This window comes from Methylocapsa sp. S129 (assembly GCF_009765995.1).
Lineage (GTDB): Bacteria > Pseudomonadota > Alphaproteobacteria > Rhizobiales > Beijerinckiaceae > Roseiarcus.
The window spans coordinates 196039-215058 of sequence record NZ_LMUI01000020.1; the positions used below are offsets into that span (position 1 = coordinate 196039).

Here is a 19020-nt window from a genome sequence, read left to right on the forward strand (position 1 = left end):
GTCGCGGGCTCGAAATAGCAAGGAGAAGTGACATGGCTAACATCGGTTCCTTCAAGAAGTCCGGCAGCGAGTTCCAGGGCGAGATCGTCACCCTCAGCGTCCAGACCAAGAACGTCCGCATCGTCCCCGAAACCAACCGGGCCAACGACAACGCGCCGAGCCATCGGATCTATGTCGGTCGCGCCGAGATCGGGGCCGCCTGGTCGAAGCGCTCCAACGAGGGCCGCGACTACCTCTCGGTCAAGCTGGACGATCCGAGCTTCAACGCGCCGATCTACGCCAACCTCTTCGACGACGAGGAAGGCGACGGCTACACGCTCATCTGGTCCCGCAGCCGCAAGTCAAACGGCGATTGAGCCAGACTTTCCTGGCGCCCCGCCCGGTTCCTCGGGCGGGGCTTTCTGGGCAACAATGTGATGAGGGTCATCGCCTCATCACTCCGAGATCGGAACGGCTGAGAGCCAGACTCTGAAATTCGCTTCCGGCGAATTGTTTGGCCGGACTGACCTTTCCAGTCATTCGTCGCCAAGTGCAGAGTGACCTGTTTTGGCCGACACAGGAATGGCAGCTCGCGATCGATTGGAAGCGAAAGCAGGCTTTCGATGGTCGAGTCGAACGGCTTATACCAAAGGTTATGACAATTAACCGACGTGCGCCCATGTGCGCAAACCGATGGATCGGACGAGGTCGGGCCTTGCGGCCAGTTTATTCCGTGTGTCGCAAGCGGATGATGGCGTCGTAGGTCTCAAAGATAGTGTTTGAGAGCCGGTTCTGAGTAAGCGCTGTTTTGTGGGCACCTTTTCAGCGGGCCTTCCGGCGTCGATATTCGGAGCGACAAGCGGCTCCGACACATGTCGACTACAGAGCATAGGAACGTATAGGACGCTGAGATCGCATCCCGCGCGTCGAGATATTCACGGGCGCGGGACGACGGCGCAGTTGGACGAAACAGCAGAAGGCGATCATTGTCTCGGAGCGCTTCAAGGTCGGCGTTCGGGCGAGTCACGCCGCTCAGCCCAAAACCCGGGAAACGCGATGCAAAAGCCGGCAATCGCAGCATAGACGCGCCCAACCAGAAGCCGGAAAACCTCATTTCTCAATGGTTCGCTGAAAAGCGTTTTGGGCGCATTATTGACGGAATTTCACGACAGGCAGCCAGCGGCAAATTGCCAGTGAGCTTGACGAAGCGCCTTTCGCACAAAAAAGTTGGGATTCTTGGTAGAGAGGTGAGGGTTTTTGCGTTGCTCACGTGGGTAGCATCATAGCCAAATGAAGATCTAAATAAATGTCGCTGACATCCATTTTCTTGTCGAAACCAAGTGCCCAAGTTCCAATTGGGCTCCAATTATGAAGGCCGACTATGCCAAATACATCTGCATCTCTGACTGCATTCCACGCGAGTACTCTTCCGTATCTAATGATTTTCCCAGCGACGCCGTCGAATTGAGCTTCCGTGCCATCGTCGCGAACATATCTTGGGTTATCCGGCGGCTTTATCCAAATAGAAGCAGCCTGAATTTTTGCGTCAGTACGAAAAGAAGCCCCAATACCGCGCAGACGAAGCATAGACGCGTCGCCAAATAGACTGCTCGTGAGATCGAACGTCCAATGATTTGAATCAACAAAGCTAGAAAATCCGTCATGGCCAATTAAATCAACAACACTAATCTGAACAACGTTATTCTGCTCTCTTCTTTGCTGCGCAGATAATCTGTTTATCGTCGTCTGTACCCAAAGCCAACAATAATCGAGAAATGAATCGGTAATGTCTTCTCCAATTTTACCATACAACTCATAGTCAGGAACTTTGTCATCGAACCCATACAGAATAGAAACGCCAGATGCTGCTGCTACCATTCTTTGATACGACTTCGTCAAATTGGCTACATATCGACGCCTAGCCATTTGTGATAATTGGGCGTAGTTTAGCGGTCCATCTTGCGTGGTTACGGCAGTCATCTTCTTGGAGTTCAAATCTCTAGCGACGGCCAGCCGGTCCTCTTTTGTTTTAGACGTCGCCGCAAGAAATTGAAAATTCATAAACGCGCTTTTCTCACGTTGTTTGCTAGCGAGAGCGGCGCCGTCGGCCTGATTGTGCTGCGCAGCTATTCCAGAATTTCTGAGATATAGCTCCATATTTGCAAGTTTGGATTCAATACCTTGTGCTACGTCCGGTTTGTTTCCGTTAAAGCTAAACGACCCAATTGTTAAATCGTAGTTCATTTGGCCATCCGGGTTAGTAATTTTCATAAAACTTCCGGCGTTTGCGAACGCGGAAAACCCGCGGAGGGCGACTTCAGTCTCTCCATTACTCGACGCCGCCTTGTCGGCGTCTCGCATTTGATCGGCTGCCAACTGTGACGCGTTTGACGTTGCGTTTTCCGCTTCATAGTCGCATTCGGCTCGGTCTCGTTCAATGGTATAAGCTCCCGCCAGCCGTTCCGCTTCATGTATCTGATCAAGTCGCGCAAATTCTTCTAGCTCCAACGCGATCTGAAAAGCCTGTGCGGCTGCTTCAGAGTACACTTTCCTATCTTGAAGAGAGCGGTTAAGTAGCTGTTGTGCTTGATCGAGGAGCGGCTCGACATGGAGCGGCGAGAACGGAAACCCCTCGCTTGCAATCTCTTTTGCAATGTCACCAAAAGGTGACTGAGTGAAATCACTGGGTTGGATTGAAGTCTTTATGTCATATGTAGAGAACGCAAATGCAACCAATTGTTTGTATTCAGCTTCCGGCGTGGCATCAGGCATACTCAGTCCCCGTTCATCTGTTCGATGTTGGAGCGTTTGATCTTAAATCAGGGCAGTTGTAGCGAAAGAATATCACTTCGGGCAATTGACCATCAGAGTTCAAGGTGGGGTGTAATCCAGAACTTGCGCGGTATCGCCCTTCGGCATCTTCTGTAAAATGGCGCATTTCTGTGACGTGAGTACGCAACGCGGAAATGCCGAGACCCGTAGATGGATTTTCGACAATAAAGACGTGATTGGCATACACGCCCAAATCTCCCGTTTGGGGGGGATCTGCGCGTGACCAGCATTGAAAAGCAGACGTCGACAACATTGTGGACGTATTGGCATACGCGTGGTCTGGACCGTACATCGGCTCCATACCAGAGTTTACGGCCATCTCAGCGATGAAGACATTACATTTCCACGTATTTTCGGACAAATTACCTCTTGCTACGGCGTAGGACCAATCGCCCAATTTCTTGTCTTGAACGTAAGCCTGCGTCTCGGTGAGAGCGCAGTTTTTCGCATTATCGAGCATGGATTGCACTAATTCGGGATTGGACGGCAGAGATGCTGCCCAGCGCTGTATAATTTCGCTGTGCCGATCAAACATCGAGTAGGATGCAGTCACCGGACTGGGAGGGGGCGGCGCTTCCATAGAGAACGAACCCGAATATTTCAAGAGATCGTTATTGCCGAAATCAGGTTGTTTTAAACTCGCGTCGCCTGCACTTCCCGATCCCATTTGCTTTAACTGGTTGAAATATTCCCCGGCAGCTTCATCGGAAATACTCTGATCGGACATTCCATAATTCGAACTGCCGCCGCCGTCGCCATCGCCGCCGGCGTCTCCTCCGCCTTCCTGCCCAAGCGCATTGGATACCCCGATGAAAGGCTGTAAAACGACCCCCGTTGCCGCGCTCGCTAAAAATTCGCGCCGCGTGATACACATGGATCCATCCGACTGGAGAACGGCAGGCCTAGTTTTTGCGCGTCGCCAATAGGTCGCGACGAACAGCCAACCCTGTCCAACTTTGCGCTATCGTGCCCTCCGCTTCAAGCGAAGAGTAGCAAGCTAACGCACCGAGCGCCGACCCTTCGGTCGATGCGCGGCGCAATGCGGTTCGCGGTGCGGCTAAGCCAGCGACGCTTGAACGTTGGGCTGTGGAAGCCGGAATCGCCATGCCCAGGCCGCTCGACCGCTTGATCGGATCAGCGGCCTGACGGACTTCCGTCACTTCCTCGATTGGGAGTGCAGGTTCGCTAACACCGGGGAACGCCTTGCGCAGTTAGCCTAAGACTTTTGCCAACGACTTCACGACGACGGCACCGGCTACGCCGACATGATCATCAATCTCACGCATTGGAGCGCTTGGCGGGGGCGAACGAGGGAGACGATCGAGACGCTGGATTCAGGGTTCGCTTCCGCCGAGAAGGACGAACTCCCCCTGTTGGCCTTTGGATCAGTCTTTTGCGAACTCAGACAGCCGAAAAAGCAAATGACCGTTGACCATGTCAAGGCGAATGGCGGCTTTTCACCGCCGCAACTACCCGTTCGCGGCTCGTCCATGCGCGGTCACGATCACATCCGGCGGAACACGACGCTCAGATTGTTTGCCGGCATCTCCGTGATAATCGGAATCGAGAATCCCACAGATTGCGCCATCGCAGCGACCGCTTCGAGGTCTCGCAGACCCCAAGCCGGATTGCGATTGCGAAGGCTCCGATCGAACGCATGGTTGCTCGGCGCCGTTTCTAGGCCTGCGCGTCTGTATGGGCCATAGAGATAGAACGGCGCGCCCGGAGGGAGTATCGCGGCCGCACCCTTGATCAGTCCGAGCGTCACGTCCCAAGGTGAAATGTGGACCATGTTGATGCACATAACCCCGTCAGCCGAAGCGATGGGCCAGGGCGATTGCGAGGCGTCTAGGATAATTGGCGCGCGCACATTCGTGACACGTGTCGCCTTCACCCATGCCACGACACTCTGCAAGGCGTTGGGATCAGGATCGGAGGGTTGGAAAACGAGACTCGGGAGACTTTTGGCGAAGTGAACGACATGCTCGCCGGAGCCGCTTGCGATTTCGAGGATATCGCCCTTTGTCGGCAGAACCTCACGAAGGACATCGAGAATGAAATCGCGATTGCGCAGCGTCGCGGGCGCATACTGGCGATGGTCGCTCATATTCCTCACACATTCCCGGAGTTCCGGTCGCAAGATGAACTGTAAAGCAAGAGGCGACGCTATCGGCTGAAGAGCACCCGCCGGTGTCGCCGGATCGTCGCCCGCTCCCGCTCGATAGGCAAGCAAGGTGTCCGGACCGTCGCCGCGATCACCGCACAGCGAAGCTGCAAAGCCTCGCCGGAGGTCATCTCACAATTAAACAAGCGCAAACCGACAGTCGATAACCCACTCTGCTGATTGTCGCCGATCTGCTTTGCGCTTTGTCGACTTTACGACTTTGTCCGTTTACGCCTCGGCGCTTTTGCGGCTTTGCCGGATGGGACGGGCGCGGCGGCGGCGGCTTCGTCCAGAAACTCTGCCGACCTCCGCCCCAGAGCCTGCGCCGTTTCCCATACCGTCAGAAGCGTGACGTTCTGTTGTCCGCGTTCCATGCTGCTGACGTGAGCGCGGTCGACGCCCATCCGCTCCGCCACGGCTTCCTGGCTGAGCCCCGCTGCCAGCCGATAGCGGCGCAAATTTCGACCAAACACGAGGCGTATATCCATCCGTAGGATGGAGACCAATCGCGTATTTTATTGCTACGTATTATAATACGCGACTAAGATGAGTGCGGCAGTCGCCGCGGCGCCGAGGAATGGTCTGGAGCGGCGCTCCCGCACTATGTAGAATGAGGCTAAACTTTGGCGAAAGTTCTGTCGGCTTGGCCCACGTTTTGCTAAGAACCAATTCTCCGTTGCGTAGGACCCCAATGCGGAAACCACCGCTCAACCCAGACATCGCTGATGTCGCGCCGACCGATCCGACGCTGACGCCTTACGATGAACAGCACCTGATCACCTATTTGCGGGTGCTCGACGCTGACGCCGAAGGCGCTGATTGGCGCGAAGTTGCGAAGATCGTATTGCACATCGATCCAGATCGTGAGCCGGAACGCGCGCTCCGCGCCCATGAGAGCCATCTGGTGCGGGCCAAGTGGATGACCGAACACGGATATCGGCATTTGCTGCGGGGAGAGGCGCCAAACTGAAGGAGATCATCGTCCGCCGTTAGGGCGAAATCAGTTCGCGAACTCCCAGCATCTTTGCATCGCGTGATGCGCAATCGAGGACTTCCCTCAACTCCCCATCGTCAAAACTATGGCGCCTGATTCTCTATCGCTCACGCCGAAAGGAGAAACGACGCGATGCCTCATTTTGACTGGCGGTCTCCAACTGCATACGAGCATCTATCGGATATTGATGCAGCGGGCCTCGCCTGGGAGCTTCTGCGCCGCAATCCCGATTATCGGAACGATTTTTCTCAAACTGATCGAATGAGGGCCCTCGGCGCCGGCGCGGAGGCCCTGCCCGGTTCCGCCCGGAGCTGGGGGCTGACGTTTTTGGGTCGATCCGGATATCGGCGCAGATCGCCAGGCAGCGTTCTGGTCCCCAGACGTCCTCGCTACGACGATCATTCTCGCGCCTGCCGAATTCGAGACCGCGCCGTCAACGTTGCTATTCCAGCCTGACGCGTGGCCCGGAGAGACGATCATCCGAGAATATCCGGATGGCGTGCATCTGCAGCTTCGTGAGGGGCGGCGCCGACACCAGCTCTGGATCCGCGAGCGGCCGGCCATTGGGGCCTCTCTTGCGGTGCGGCTTCCTTTCGATGAGACGACACCGGACCGCGCCGCGGCGGCGCTGCGCTTTTGGCGGCACATGCGCAACGGCAAAGGGACCGACGAGCCGAAGCTCGCAAAGCAGCGGCATGCGCGCGTCTGCGCAAGTTTGCGGGCCATCGACGCGAGGCTCGACGGTGCAAGCTATCGCGCCATAGCAACCGCGTTGTTCGGATCGCGGCGAGTCGAACGGGAGGTCTGGAGAACAGCGAGCCTCCGCGACACGACGATTCGCCTCGTTCGCGACGGCCTTCGTCTAATGCGCGGTGGTTATCTCGACCTGTTGCGCCGAGGGGGCCGCAGCCGACGATGAAGGTCAGCGGGCGTCGAGTCCCAGGTTCAGCGCGAGAACGGCCAGCGCAATCCCGGTCGCCCAACCCTGCGCCTTGTCGAACGCCGGGTTGCGGGTGACGACACGCGCGAGCGCGCCCGCGAGAACAACAATGATCGCCTTAACCGAACCATTGATGACGACATACTCCATTCCCAGCTCAAGCGTTTGCGCGAGCGCGCTTCCGCGCGCGGGATCGACGAATTTCGGAATGACGGTGAGGTAGAGGAGCGCGGTCGCCGGATTGAGGAGGCTGACCAGCACGCCCGATCTGAACAGCTTGGCATGCCCCTCGCGCGCGAGGGGACGCGAATCAACGTTGGCCCATCCGGTAGAATGGACGGCTTTCCAAGCGAGATATCCGAGATAGATCGCTCCAGAGACCCTGAGCATGTCATAGACGCGCGGCACATTGCTCAGCAGCACCCCGACGCCGAATGCGGCCGGGACAAGATAGCCGAGCGATCCGAACAAGATTCCGAGCAGTGCGATCATGCCCGCCGTTCGCCCCTGAATGAGCGAGCGCGACATGGCGTAGACCATATTCGGCCCCGGCGTGAGCGCTACCCCGAGCGCAATCAGCGAGAATCCGAACAAGGCGTCGATTGAAACCACTGCCCTCTCCCCAGCCCTTGAGAGAGGTCCGTATGGCCGTCGGCGCCAACGCTAGGGGATGGCGAATTCGAGGCGCCAATCTTCGCCATCCCTCATCGTGCAGTGATTTCGCCATCGTGGCCGTCAATGCGCCGCCAATCTCCAGCGGTGCTCGACAAAGCCTCGGAGGCTCTCAAATGCCCGATCCCCTGGCCGGTTTGCCGCCGCGCTTTCTCCGCACGCCCGAAGCTGCGCGATTCCTCGGCCTGTCCGGTCGCACGCTGGAGAAGCACCGCACCTACGGCACAGGGCCGAAATATCGAAAGATCGGCGGCCGCGTCGTCTATGCGCTCGACGATCTGCAGGCCTGGGCTGACCTCGGCGCCAAGAGCTCGACCTCTGATCCCGGCGTTGGAACCGTTCTTCCCGCCAAGCGCCACGCTGCGGTCACTCTGGCCTATGCCGGCCGGCCGCGGCGCTGAAGCTCATGCCAAACAAGAGCGTGGCCGCACGGCATCAGAAAAGCCCGGTACAGGAACAGCTCGATCTGTTCCGCGCGCTTCCAGGGGACCTCGCACCCCGCGATGCGCAAGACCTCATGGCCTATCCGTTCTTCTCCCTCGCAAAGTCGAAACGGCTAACCCCGATCGATTTCAGGGCAGGACAGATCGCCATTCGTGTCGAGGCTGTCCCTGAGCATGGCATGGCGACCATCTGGGACGCCGACGTGCTGATCTGGGCTGCGTCGCAGATCGTCCATGCGCGTGACGCGGGCCTGAAGACCTCCCGCCTGATGGCGACGACGCCCTATGAGATCCTGACCTTCGTCGGCCGCGGCGTCAGCGCCCGCGACTATCACAGGCTCAAGGCCGCGCTAGACCGGCTTCAGTCGACGACCGTCGCAACCTCGATCCGGCAGCCCAGCGAACGTCGCCGTCACCGTTTTTCCTGGATCAACGAATGGAAGGAGACGGCCGACGCCCACGGCCGCGCCCTCGGCATCGAATTGATCCTGCCCGACTGGTTCTACGTCGGCGTCCTCGATGACGCGCTCGTCCTCACCATTGATCGCGCCTATTTCGCACTGACGGGCGGCCTCGAGCGCTGGCTCTATCGCCTCGTGCGCAAACATGGCGGTAGCCAGGAATATGGCTGGAGCTTCGACTTCGCATATCTCCACGCAAAATCTGGCGGCCTGTCGCCACTAAAGCATTTCGTCTACGACCTGCGCGACATCGTCCGCCGACAGCCCCTGCCCGGCTACAATCTGGCGATCGAGGGGTCGATATCCGGAAAAGAGCGGCTCGACTTCAAACCATCGTCCGTCGATCCGCTCGCGCAGGCGCCGCGTCGGCGCCAACCCGCTCGCAGCGTTGGGGACAACCTGTGAATCCCCTCGTGCTATCGGGGACCGCGGCTGTCGTGCCATCGGGGACCGCATCCTCGTGCTATCGGGGACCGGAATCTGGTGAAAAGCCAAGATGTTCAATAGCTTGCGGCGCTCGTAACTTCTCTAACTTAGAATCCTTCGGATTCTTTCTAACGGAAAGCGCGTTTTTCGCTGCTGAGGACAACCGTCCGCCGGCAGCAGGGAGCGCGCATTGATCGTCGCGCTCCTCAATCAGAAGGGCGGCGTCGGCAAGACGACGCTGGCGCTGCATCTCGCCGGCGAATGGGCTTGGCAGGGTAAGCGGGTCACGCTCATCGATGCGGATCCGCAGGGCTCGGCGCTCGACTGGTCCGAGCAGCGTGCGAAAGAACGCCTACCGCGTTTGTTCGGCATCATCGGTCTGGCGCGCGACACGCTCCATCGCGAGGCGCCCGAAATCGCTCGCGACGTCGATCATGTCGTCATCGACGGTCCGCCGCGCGTGGCGTCGTTGATGCGCTCAGCCTTGCTTGCGGCCGATCTTGCGTTGGTTCCCGCCCAGCCATCGCCGTTCGATGGCTGGGCCTCCGGCGAGACGCTGAAGCTGATTGAAGAAGCGCGCATCTTTCGACCCGAGCTCGCCGCGCGTTTCGTCCTCAATCGTTGCGCCGCACGCACTGTCATTGCGCGCGAGATCGCGGCGGCGCTCGCCGATCACGAGCCGCCGGTGCTGACGTCGACGATCGGCCAACGCGTGATCTTCGCCGACGCGGCGCGCACCGGCCGCCTCGCCGGCGAACTCGACGAGGTCGGTCCGGCGACACGCGAGATCATCTCGCTCGCTGCCGAAGTAGCGAGGGTCGCGCGATGAACGGCCGCGATCCCAGGCAAGCCTTCGTGGTGCGTCCGAGCGACGCGGAGGCGTGGGTTCGGCGACCCGACCCGGTCGCGGCCAGCGAAAGCAAAGGCGACGTTTTCACCGCCCGGCTCACCATCGACGTCACCCCTGAACTGCGCGGCCGCATCAAGGTCGTCGCCTTCCAGCGCGGGCTGACGGTCGCCGACATGCTGCGCGAGCTCCTCGCGCGCGAATTTCCCGACAAAGCTGGAGACGCGTCGTGATCACGAACAACATCACCGGCAAGCTTACGCACGTCGAACTCACTTGGCTCGAAAAGCGGATCGAGCACTGGATTCGATTCGGCGCAATCGCCTCCGAAAAGGTCCTCGATCGCAGTCGGCGGGTCGTCAGCTTCGCGCCTGACAGCGTCTTCGGTTTCGTCCGTTGGGCGTCGAATGACTTCGGCACCGTCATCTCGCGCGTCGACGTCGTGCGCGCGGTTACGCCGGGCGAGGCGTTCTCAACCCTGCCGTTCGTCCGCCCCGGCGGCGACATCCTTCTGCGCATCTCCGGCTGGCCAAAGGTCGAGCGCGTGCTGCAGATCATCGACGCCATGGAGGCTACTGGCATCGACCCGGCGGACGCTGCGCCCGACCATTGGCGACATGTCCACAACCGTCTGACCGCCGGCGAAGAACCCCGGCCCTATACCGCAACCCGACACCACGCCTGGCTTCTGCGGCAGGGGGCGGAAGCATGACCAGCGGCGCTGCAACAGTCGTCGCGATGGCGCTTGGCGTCTCCGCCGCAGCGCTCTCGCTCGCCGTCGATGTGTCTCCGCTGTTCATCTGGAACGCCAGCGCGAGCGCGCCGATCGGCCTCTATGCCGTCAGCCCGGCGAACCAACTCCAAATTAATGATCTGGTCGTCGTGAGACCGCCAGCAGACGCCGCGGCGTTCCTTGCCGAGGGCGGTTACCTGCCGCGCGGCGTGCCGATCTTGAAGCACATTCTGGCGCTCGCAGGTCAGACCGTCTGCCGTCTGGGCAGCGCCGTCAGCATCGACGCCATGCCCGTCGGCTACGCCCGTGAGCGCGACAGCCGTGGCCGCGCGCTGCCCGTCTGGCAGGGCTGCCGCGTCCTCGCCAAGGACGAAGTCTTCCTCATGAACTGGGCCGCCGACTCGTTCGATGGTCGGTATTTCGGGCCTCTGCCGACCGCCTCGATCGTTGGTCGCGCAACGCCTCTTTGGACCGACGGGGAGGAATGACCGTGCAGTCAGATCGCGAAGTTCCTGCGCTTCCTTTGTTCGCCCCGGAGACGAACCGCTCCTCCTTTCCGGTCACGACCACCGCGACCACTGCTGGCATCGGCGGCGTCAAGCGCACGCGAAGCCTACGCGTCGCCAGTGCATTCGAAGCGCGACCACGTGCGACCACCGGCTTGCGCTCGCTGGCTAGGATCGTCGGCCTTGCGACGATTCTCGTGTCGTCGACGCTCCTCCCCGACGGAATTGCGCACGCCGAAAACCCGTCGCGGGTCGCGAAACCGACGACGGACCATGCGATCGATCGTTTTGAGGTCTTCATCGCCGAGGCGTCGCGGCGCTTCGATGTGCCGATCCCTTGGATACGCGCGGTGATGCACGTCGAGAGCGTCGGCGATGTTCGAGCCCGATCGCCAAAAGGCGCGATGGGCTTGATGCAGATCATGCCGGAGACCTACGCCACATTGCGCGCCCGCTACGCTCTGGGGGCGAACCCCTATGAGCCGCGCGACAACATCTTGGCGGGCGCCGCCTGTCTTCGTGAGCTTCATGATCGCTACGGGGCGCCGGGGTTCCTCGCCGCCTACAATGCGGGTCCGCGGCGGTATGAGGAGCATCTGCTTAACGGTCGACCGCTGCCGCTGGAGACGCAGCGCTACGTTGCAATGCTGGCGCCGATCGTTGGCGGTGGACAGATGGATGACCGGCCGGCTGTCGTCGCTGACGTCGGCGCTTGGTTCCATTCCTTGCTGTTCCCTGCGCGACCCGGCGACAAACCGGCCGGCGATAAGTCGCTATTCGCCGCGTCGCCGGAACGTCAATCGACTGTCCGTGCTCCCGTCGATCTGACGGGCCTTGCGCCCCAGTCGGGCGAGCTGTTCGTGCATCGTATCGCGGAGTTTCAGCCGCAATGATCGAAATCGCGCTGCGTAGGAGCTTTTCGGGCGTTATCGCACGTTCGGCGGCGAGTCGGCAGGTGCTCGGAGGCGCCAGCCAGGGATGGCAAGATAAAAGCGCCGACCTCGGTCGGGCGCATGTGATTGGTTGGGTTGGCATTTTTGGCATTGGAGTCATTGTGCCTGCTGGCGCTTGCCGCAAAAGTCTCTGCGATTTCAATCGGCCGTGCGCCGTCACCCGCGTTTCAAAGTCGCCTGATCCTAATGACGACGCGCGATGACGAACTCAACATCCAGCCCGGCCGCATCCAACACGGGGCCCGAGGCGCCAAGCGTCCAAAGAGCTTCGTCGGTGAAGTGATGCGCGCCGCGAAGAAGGCTGGGCACTCCGGCAAGGGCTTCGGACACAGCGGGCGCACGCAAGCGCGCTCGACGTTCGGCCGTGGGCGGCGGGCGGGGCTGTCCATGTCGTCACGATCTCCAGGACGACGCGTCGTCGTCATGAGCCGCATTGTCCGTCACAAGGGCAAAGCGTTTCGTTCGGCACCGCTGTCGAAACATTTGGCCTATCTCAAGCGAGAGGGTGTGACGCGAGATGGAGCGGGCGCTCGGATGTTCGACTTGGCCTCTGACGATGCCGATGCGAAGGCCTTTGCCGAACGCTGTGAGGATGACCGGCACCATTTCCGGTTCATCGTCTCGCCTGAAGACGCCTCTGAGCTGGGGAACGTGCGCGCCTTCACCCGCGAGCTGATGGCGGACGCCGAGCAGGACCTCGAAACGAAACTCGACTGGATTGCCGTCGACCATTGGAACACCGACAATCCGCACATCCATGTCCTGATCCGTGGCCGCGCCGACGACGGTCAGGACCTCGTCATCAGCCGCGACTACATCAGCCGAGGCTTTCGCGATCGCGCGTCCGAGCGCGTCACTCTGGAGCTGGGCCCCCGGAGCGAGCAAGAAATCCGATTGACGTTGACGAAGGAGGTCGAGGCCGAGCGCTGGACCAGCCTTGATCGGTCCCTCCGGGACATCGCGGACGAAAGTGGCGGCATCATCGATCTTCGCCTCGGGGCGGCGAACGAAGACCCTCAGCTACGCGGCCTGATGCTCGGCCGCGCGTCGAAGCTCGAACGGCTTGGCCTGACGGAACAGGTCGGTTCGGCGCGCTGGACGCTGAAGCCGAGTCTCGAGCAGACTTTGCGTGATCTCGGAACCCGGGGCGACATCATCAAGACCATGCATCGCGCCGTGATCGGCGCCGGCCGCGATCCGGATGTCTCCGGGTTCGCCCTGCACGGCGGCGAGCCGGCCAACCCCGTGATCGGACGGCTCGTCGGGCGCGGCCTCCATGATGAGCTGAGGGGCTCCGCCTATGCGATCGTCGAGGGTATCGACGGCCGCACCCATCATCTGCGGTTCTCCGATCTTGAAGTGACGGGCGACGCGAAGCCCGGGGCGATCGTCGAGGCGCGCGCCTATGAGGATGCGAGCGGACAAAAGCGGCTCTCACTCGCCACGCGTTCGGACTTCGACATTGAGGCGCAGGTCACGGCGCGCGGCGCGACCTGGATCGATCGTCAGCTTGTCGCACGAGAGCCAGCAGCCACTGGCAGCGGATTCGGCGCGGAGGTGCGTGACGCGATGGAGCGGCGTGTCGATCATCTCATTGAGGAGGGCTTGGCGCGTCGGCAGGGACAGCGTCTCGTCTTCGTACGGAATCTGCTCGATACCCTGCGTCGGCAGGAGTTGGACCACGCCGCCACGACGATGTCGGCGGAAACCGGGCTCACCCATCGTCCCAACCGTGATGGCGACCATGTCTGCGGCATTTACCGCCAACGGGTAACGCTTTCCTCTGGTCGATTCGCCATGATCGACGACGGGATGGGCTTCCAGCTTGTGCCGTGGCGTCCGGCGCTGGAACAGCAGCTTGGAAGAGAGGTCTCGGGCACGCTGACGCCGCTCGAGAGCGTTCATTGGAGTTTCGGTCGCAAGCACGGGGTGAGCATTTGATCAACCTCGAACGCCCAACGCCTCAGCGCACCAAAAATTGCCCCTACGTCAGCTTTCTTTGCCTATGCTGCTTCACTTCATTTGTTGGACTGGCCTGCTCAAAGCTTGCAGCTGACGATCTGGCACCACCGAACGTCGGCAGACCTAGCGCACCTCCTTTGCAAGCGGGGCTGGGCGGGTGGATCGCTTGCCGATGCCGCCACGCGCCAGACGTCCCATTGACGGCGTCAAGCGCAGGGCATCAATTGTAGTCCGGGGCGTCACGGTGGGGAGCAAAGATGCGACTAGTCGCCAAGCGATTCATCATCGACGAGAAGACAAAACCTTATAAAGGCGAAATGGCGGAGGTGCTATGCACCTTCGACTCGTCAAATTCGATGCAGAAGGTGGCGATCAAACTCTTTAACGAGGGGAATGAATCCAAGCTTGTCCTGGAAGCCTTTGCCCGCGAATGTGAAAGCCTTGAGAAGCTCAATTCGCATCCTAACATAATTTCGCTGATCGATTTCGGAAACGACTTGGATCTCGGACGGAAATATATTGCCCTAGATTGGGCACCCTACAATCTTCTTGAGCATATTCGATCGTACCCTGAGCATGGCTGGGACGGATTTTATCAAAAATATGGCTCGAAAATACTGGACGCCCTGACCTTCGCGTTCTCTCGCGACATAATTCATAGGGATGTTAAGCCACAAAACGTTCTGATAGATAACGAAGGAGCGGTCAGAGTCGCTGACTTTGGCATATCTAAATTCAAGCGCTACTACCGCCCTGGGATTACCCTCGCTCAGTTTAAGAGTGCTCCGTACACTCCGGAAATCGAATCAGAAGAGTTTGCCGATACGAGGGATGTATACGGGTACGCCGTGTTATGCCTTGAGTGCCTCTCTTCGCATAACCTGAACACGTACGCCGACGTCTATCGATCGCTCGACGAAGCCTCGGTACCTGAAGAGATTGAGCCAATCCTTCGTAGGGCGCTTGAGCGCGAGCCACGATTGCGCCAGCATAATATTGTCGAGTTGCGAGACGAGCTAGCGTCCGCGATGCGGACGAGAGACGCAAGGAACGCGGTTCGCCGAGATATCCCAGTCCATATCACGCACGCTGCGGCCGACATCCTGAAAACAGAATTCCAGGAGGTCTCCCAAGCCGCGGCACGGGAACGGCTCTTGCGAGAGCTGAACGAGGTGTGCGGAATCGACATCTGGCCGGCCACCGGAGTCGAAGAGGAGCCGCACCTCGCGCTCTTGACCGCCGAGTTTCGCTTCCGAGCGGTGATTGATGAACAGAAGCATGCGCTGACAATCATTCACGCCGCTCGTGCGCGGCCCTCGCAACTTGAGCGTCAGCGCGAACGAGCTTGGTTAGCGAATCTGCGCTTCACGCCAGCCACGCCAGGCGGAAGCCCGAAAGGGATGGATTGGATCGGCGCGGAGTTCGACGTCTTCCTCGCTGAACGGCGTGCGCGGGAGGCGACCCGCGCGGAGACAGAATTATTCGATCGATGGGCAAACATCCTTCGGCTCAAGGCTGACGTCGAGGACGCGAGAAAAGCTCCGATCTACTTCAATGATCTACAGCGCGATGGAAACCGCCTCATATTAAGTCTGCGGGACCGAGTCGCCGAGGACATTATCGGGGAAGACAGACTCATTCGCGTTGGCGATGGGCTAGTCATTGCGGGCGTCGTCGAGCGGGTCACAGAGGACTCGCTCGTCCTCTACTGCGGCACCTCCCCAGATTTTGAGGACTTGCCGCGCAAAGGGGAGCTAGTCGCAGACACACGATTAGCGGAAATCGCAATAAAACGGCAGAACTTTGCACTCGACGCTCTGCGCTTTGGTCGCTCGGTAAGACCGGAGCTCCGAGAAATCCTAATAGGCAAAATCCCCGTTCGGGAACCGATGCCACAAGAGAACGTCCCGTTTATCCAAGACCCGCTCGACGACGATAAGAAGGCGGCGATTGCCGTCGCGCTGGGGGCGCCTGATCTGCTCGTGGTGGAAGGCCCACCCGGAACGGGGAAAACGCGGTTCATCACCGAGCTTATTGCACAGTTTCTCCGTGAGAAACCGGGTGCGCGCGTGTTGCTATCTTCACAAACGCACAACGCGCTGGATCACGCGCTGGCTGGCATCGAGGCTCTGGCTCACCGCGAAGGCCTCTCACATCGGCTAGTGCGCATCGCACGGCGCGGAGACCCCCGAGTGTCGATCGCGCTTGAGCACCTTCTCTTAGACAATGGTGTTCACAATTGGCTCAACGACGCAATACGTAGGTCGGACGAGTTTCTGCATAATTGGGCTCTCGCGAAAGGAATTTCGACCGAGTACGTCAGGATCGGGCTAGCACTTGCCGAGTTGCGCTTTTCGACCGTCCGCTTTCGGCGAGCAGACGAGGAATTGGGTGCATGCGAGATCGCTGCCGCTGATTTGAGACGGCAGGAAGCAGAATTGCGCGACCACCCAGCTGCGGGCGACACGTATCGAAGCGCTCTCGCGGAACTGCGAGTGGCCGAAGAGGGCCTACAAGACGCAGAAGAGGAGCGTATCGCCGCTCGCCGTGCTCTCGCCGCCGCACGTCGAGGGGCTGCGGCATTCCCAGATTTGGCCGGAGACGTGGATACCCTCACCGAATCGGACATGGAAGATCTCGAGGCCGTTTTCATCAACCACGCGCCCGGCGGTGCCGATTTCCGGAAGCTGCTTGCATTGTCTGAAGAGTGGCGGCAGCGGTTTGGTCGTTCCGCCGATTTCCATGGGGCGTTCCTGGCCGGCTGCGACGTGGTTGCAGGCACCTGTATCGGGGTCGCGACGCAAAGCCTTCAGCGCGTCGAATTCGACCTGTGCATCATCGACGAGGCCTCGAAAGCGACCCCAACAGAAATGCTAGTACCTATGACGCGGGCCAAGAAGTGGGTCGTAGTCGGGGACCCCAAGCAGCTTCCTCCCTTCATCGGCGAAGCTCTCTCAGACCAGCGCGAACTGGAGCGGTACGGCCTAACGCGAGAGGAGGTTAAGCATACGCTACTCGACCATCTGATTTCTATCGTCCCAGAGCATTCGAAGAAGTCTCTCTTATCCCAACACCGGATGATCCGACCTATCGGCGAACTGGTCAGTCATTGCTTCTATGGTGGGACTTTAAACAATTTGAACGACGCTCAGGACGACTGGCTGCGGAAGTCTCAGGCGCTCCCGAAGCCCGTCACTTGGTTCACCACCGCGAAACTTCCGGATAGAGCCGAAACGAATCGGCGGAACGTAACGAAGAATTTCGCCGAACTGAGGGTAATCAGCAGGCTGTTGTCCAGATTGCAACTGGCTGCACTGAGTGGGAAAAAAGAGTACTCGGTCGCCCTACTGTCCGGGTATGCGGGACAGGTGCGTGAGCTGCAGGACGTGGTATCGGCGAATCGCGCTGCACTCGACAGGCTCCATATCGAATGCGCAACCGTCGATGCCTATCAGGGCAGAGAGGCCGATGTGGCCGTCTACTCGATCACTCGGTCGAACCCGGAGGGGCGTATCGGCTTTCTAAAGGAATACGAGCGATTGAATGTCGCGCTATCTCGGCCGAAAGTTGGCTTGGCGATCGTAGGCGACTCCCTTTTTTGCGAATCCGTGCAGGGCAAAAACCCCTTTTCCGACGTTCTAGGATACATCCGCCGTAATCCAACGGACTGTCGGCTATTGGAGGAAGTGGAATGAAAGCCGAGGACGTCGCTGCACTTTTCGATGATCGCACAGGCTACGCGCTCGTAGACTTTGAAGAGGTTGGCTCGCCAGCCTATCGACTGACGACGACGGTCCTCACTCTTCAGGCAAAGCATTATCCGGCGATCGATGAGTTCATCCTTAGGGCCGTCGATGTGGGTCTTGGCACGGTTGCGGACCTATCGGGTTTCCTTGGTGTCGACGAGCGCGTAATCGAGGCGAGCGCTTCCGGGCTTATTCGCGAGGACGATCTCACTGAGCGCGAGAGTGGCGTGCTGGTTCTCACGACCAAGAGCCAGAAGGTTTTGCTTGGAGAGACGCCACTGAGGCCCAAAGAGCAATCGTTGGTGTTCCACTACGATGCCCTGACTCGTCGCCCAATCAGTGGAGTAGATCTCCGTCTTCTGGCTCCCAGGGAACTCAGAGAGCGTGGGATGCGGGAGGTCCGCGCTTACCCCCCAAAGAAGCCCGAGCCGGAGGACATCGACGCGGACGAGTTGCAGAATGTCCTGCGCACCGTTGCGGGACGGACGGACGAACAGTTTCGCATTCTTCGGGTGCAGTCGGTGACGCGAGGGGCTGCGCTATTCATTCCGGCTGTCATGCTTATCTACCGTAGGAATGACGGGGACGACGTCCGAGTCTCGTTTGCAATAGATGGACGACTCTCCGAAGAGCACGAGCGGGCATTCCTTGAGGCGGGTGGCCCCGCGAAGATGGGAATTGTCCAAGCGATATTAAGTTCCCCCGCGAAACCGCCATTGGCTGAACTGATTGGCGCCCAGCTTGCTCAATCCGTCGAAAAGTTACCGGACTCATCGAGCATATCGCGGAGCGTGCGAAACGCGGCAATCGCTCGGTTCAAAGCAGAGATTGCACAGAAGCGCGGTCTTCCGGCTCCCGCACCCGCCGAGCCGGCTCTCGATCACGTCGAGCCCGCCCGGCCCGTGCCGGTGTACGAGCACCCGAGGCTTCTCGAGATGGCTTTCGAAACAGCTATCAACCGAGTCATCTTGATTTCACCGTGGGTCACGGACGCGGTTGTCGACGTCGCTTTCATCAAGCGACTCCGCATGTGCCTGCAGCGCGGCGTCGTGGTCTATATCGGCTACGGCATTGGTGGGCCAGACGAACGAGAGACGGACGCGCTTCGAGAGCTGCAGAAGATCGCGAAGGCAGACGAACGATTGACGCTCCTGAAACTCGGCGACACGCATGCGAAAGTGTTGATCAAGGACACCGACTGGTTCGTTACGACAAGCTTCAATTGGCTATCTTTCAAGGGAGATCCGAAGCGGACATTTCGAGAGGAATGGGGTACCCAGGTCGGAGTACGGTCCGTAGTCGATAAATATGCTCTTGAGATCTTACAGCGCTTTCGCAGCAACCCGGCCCCGTAGGTGACTG

Annotated in this window: 19 protein-coding genes; 14 read left to right on the top strand and 5 right to left on the bottom strand. The window is 59.6% G+C overall.

The window, feature by feature from the left end; genetic code table 11:
* Positions 1–32: 32 nt before the first annotated feature.
* Entirely contained in the window at positions 33–356 is a 324-nt protein-coding gene (locus GSQ90_RS13595) for a DUF736 domain-containing protein (protein WP_158815365.1), read from the top strand.
* Between the two features lie 889 nt (positions 357–1245).
* On the opposite strand, the gene GSQ90_RS13600 is transcribed toward GSQ90_RS13595, so the two are convergent.
* The 4 genes from GSQ90_RS13600 to GSQ90_RS13615 form a co-directional block, all read right to left on the bottom strand.
* A complete protein-coding gene (locus GSQ90_RS13600; RefSeq protein WP_158815366.1) occupies positions 1246–2751 on the bottom strand; it encodes a hypothetical protein in 1506 nt (501 codons plus the stop codon).
* Between the two features lie 13 nt (positions 2752–2764).
* Positions 2765–3685 (bottom strand): hypothetical protein, encoded by a 921-nt coding sequence (locus GSQ90_RS13605; protein WP_158815367.1) that lies wholly within the window; start codon positions 3683–3685, stop codon positions 2765–2767.
* Between the two features lie 630 nt (positions 3686–4315).
* Entirely contained in the window at positions 4316–4918 is a 603-nt protein-coding gene (locus GSQ90_RS13610) for a DUF938 domain-containing protein (protein ID WP_158815368.1), read from the bottom strand.
* A gap of 269 nt (positions 4919–5187) precedes the next feature.
* Positions 5188–5463 (bottom strand): helix-turn-helix domain-containing protein, encoded by a 276-nt coding sequence (locus GSQ90_RS13615; protein WP_158815369.1) that lies wholly within the window; start codon positions 5461–5463, stop codon positions 5188–5190.
* Positions 5464–5666: 203 nt separating this feature from the next.
* On the opposite strand from GSQ90_RS13615, the gene GSQ90_RS13620 reads away from it, so the two are divergent.
* From GSQ90_RS13620 to GSQ90_RS32845, 3 genes are all read left to right on the top strand, one after another.
* Complete coding sequence (locus GSQ90_RS13620; protein WP_158815370.1) at positions 5667–5945, top strand: DNA -binding domain-containing protein; 279 nt, start codon at positions 5667–5669, stop codon at positions 5943–5945.
* A gap of 156 nt (positions 5946–6101) precedes the next feature.
* Complete coding sequence (locus GSQ90_RS32400) at positions 6102–6425, top strand: transcriptional regulator domain-containing protein (protein ID WP_246731590.1); 324 nt, start codon at positions 6102–6104, stop codon at positions 6423–6425.
* Between the two features lie 124 nt (positions 6426–6549).
* Positions 6550–6888, top strand: coding sequence for a DUF2285 domain-containing protein (locus GSQ90_RS32845; RefSeq protein WP_371418376.1), 339 nt, complete (start codon positions 6550–6552; stop codon positions 6886–6888).
* 3 nt (positions 6889–6891) lie between these two features.
* On the opposite strand, the gene GSQ90_RS13630 is transcribed toward GSQ90_RS32845, so the two are convergent.
* Positions 6892–7521 (bottom strand): LysE family translocator, encoded by a 630-nt coding sequence (locus tag GSQ90_RS13630; protein ID WP_158815372.1) that lies wholly within the window; start codon positions 7519–7521, stop codon positions 6892–6894.
* Between the two features lie 176 nt (positions 7522–7697).
* Here GSQ90_RS13630 and GSQ90_RS13635 point away from each other — a divergent pair, with 176 nt between their 5' ends.
* The 10 genes from GSQ90_RS13635 to GSQ90_RS13680 all read left to right on the top strand — a co-directional run bounded on the left by GSQ90_RS13635 (position 7698) and on the right by GSQ90_RS13680 (position 19013).
* On the top strand, positions 7698–7982 hold the full coding sequence (locus GSQ90_RS13635; RefSeq protein WP_158815373.1) for an AlpA family transcriptional regulator: 285 nt from the start codon (positions 7698–7700) through the stop codon (positions 7980–7982).
* A gap of 5 nt (positions 7983–7987) precedes the next feature.
* The gene (locus GSQ90_RS13640; protein ID WP_158815374.1) at positions 7988–8890 is read left to right on the top strand and encodes a replication initiator protein A; all 903 of its coding nucleotides are present in this window, start codon (positions 7988–7990) and stop codon (positions 8888–8890) included.
* A 211-nt stretch (positions 8891–9101) separates the two neighbouring features.
* Entirely contained in the window at positions 9102–9740 is a 639-nt protein-coding gene (gene parA, locus GSQ90_RS13645) for a ParA family partition ATPase (RefSeq protein WP_158815375.1), read from the top strand.
* Positions 9737–9991, top strand: coding sequence for a hypothetical protein (locus tag GSQ90_RS13650; RefSeq protein ID WP_158815376.1), 255 nt, complete (start codon positions 9737–9739; stop codon positions 9989–9991). Before parA ends, GSQ90_RS13650 begins: the two co-directional genes overlap by 4 nt.
* Positions 9988–10470 carry a DUF2840 domain-containing protein gene (locus GSQ90_RS13655; protein ID WP_246731591.1) on the top strand — a complete coding sequence of 161 codons (483 nt, stop codon included), beginning with the start codon at positions 9988–9990 and terminating at the stop codon, positions 10468–10470. Before GSQ90_RS13650 ends, GSQ90_RS13655 begins: the two co-directional genes overlap by 4 nt.
* Entirely contained in the window at positions 10467–10979 is a 513-nt protein-coding gene (locus tag GSQ90_RS13660) for a S26 family signal peptidase (RefSeq protein ID WP_158815377.1), read from the top strand. The genes GSQ90_RS13655 and GSQ90_RS13660 overlap by 4 nt, the downstream gene beginning before the upstream one ends.
* 2 nt (positions 10980–10981) lie before the next feature.
* Positions 10982–11890 carry a lytic transglycosylase domain-containing protein gene (locus tag GSQ90_RS13665; RefSeq protein ID WP_246731592.1) on the top strand — a complete coding sequence of 303 codons (909 nt, stop codon included), beginning with the start codon at positions 10982–10984 and terminating at the stop codon, positions 11888–11890.
* Positions 11891–12136: 246 nt separating this feature from the next.
* On the top strand, positions 12137–13891 hold the full coding sequence (locus GSQ90_RS13670; protein ID WP_158815379.1) for a DUF3363 domain-containing protein: 1755 nt from the start codon (positions 12137–12139) through the stop codon (positions 13889–13891).
* A gap of 278 nt (positions 13892–14169) precedes the next feature.
* On the top strand, positions 14170–17607 hold the full coding sequence (locus GSQ90_RS13675) for an AAA domain-containing protein (RefSeq protein WP_158815380.1): 3438 nt from the start codon (positions 14170–14172) through the stop codon (positions 17605–17607).
* Positions 17604–19013, top strand: a complete 1410-nt coding sequence (locus GSQ90_RS13680) for a hypothetical protein (protein WP_158815381.1) — start codon at positions 17604–17606, stop codon at positions 19011–19013. The genes GSQ90_RS13675 and GSQ90_RS13680 overlap by 4 nt, the downstream gene beginning before the upstream one ends.
* Positions 19014–19020: the final 7 nt, after the last annotated feature.

What these genes read in the sequence shown, in the direction of transcription:
- GSQ90_RS32400 (WP_246731590.1), top strand. Translation starts at nt 6,102, where the DNA reads ATGCCTCATTTTGACTGGCGGTCTCCAACTGCATACGAGCATCTATCG.
- GSQ90_RS13650 (WP_158815376.1), top strand. Translation starts at nt 9,737, where the DNA reads ATGAACGGCCGCGATCCCAGGCAAGCCTTCGTGGTGCGTCCGAGCGAC.
- GSQ90_RS13600 (WP_158815366.1), bottom strand. Translation starts at nt 2,751, where the DNA reads ATGCCTGATGCCACGCCGGAAGCTGAATACAAACAATTGGTTGCATTT.
- GSQ90_RS13595 (WP_158815365.1), top strand. Translation starts at nt 33, where the DNA reads ATGGCTAACATCGGTTCCTTCAAGAAGTCCGGCAGCGAGTTCCAGGGC.
- GSQ90_RS13680 (WP_158815381.1), top strand. Translation starts at nt 17,604, where the DNA reads ATGAAAGCCGAGGACGTCGCTGCACTTTTCGATGATCGCACAGGCTAC.
- GSQ90_RS13675 (WP_158815380.1), top strand. Translation starts at nt 14,170, where the DNA reads ATGCGACTAGTCGCCAAGCGATTCATCATCGACGAGAAGACAAAACCT.
- GSQ90_RS13640 (WP_158815374.1), top strand. Translation starts at nt 7,988, where the DNA reads ATGCCAAACAAGAGCGTGGCCGCACGGCATCAGAAAAGCCCGGTACAG.
- GSQ90_RS13660 (WP_158815377.1), top strand. Translation starts at nt 10,467, where the DNA reads ATGACCAGCGGCGCTGCAACAGTCGTCGCGATGGCGCTTGGCGTCTCC.
- GSQ90_RS13620 (WP_158815370.1), top strand. Translation starts at nt 5,667, where the DNA reads ATGCGGAAACCACCGCTCAACCCAGACATCGCTGATGTCGCGCCGACC.
- GSQ90_RS13605 (WP_158815367.1), bottom strand. Translation starts at nt 3,685, where the DNA reads ATGTGTATCACGCGGCGCGAATTTTTAGCGAGCGCGGCAACGGGGGTC.
- GSQ90_RS13635 (WP_158815373.1), top strand. Translation starts at nt 7,698, where the DNA reads ATGCCCGATCCCCTGGCCGGTTTGCCGCCGCGCTTTCTCCGCACGCCC.
- GSQ90_RS13610 (WP_158815368.1), bottom strand. Translation starts at nt 4,918, where the DNA reads ATGAGCGACCATCGCCAGTATGCGCCCGCGACGCTGCGCAATCGCGAT.
- GSQ90_RS13670 (WP_158815379.1), top strand. Translation starts at nt 12,137, where the DNA reads ATGACGACGCGCGATGACGAACTCAACATCCAGCCCGGCCGCATCCAA.
- GSQ90_RS13615 (WP_158815369.1), bottom strand. Translation starts at nt 5,463, where the DNA reads ATGGATATACGCCTCGTGTTTGGTCGAAATTTGCGCCGCTATCGGCTG.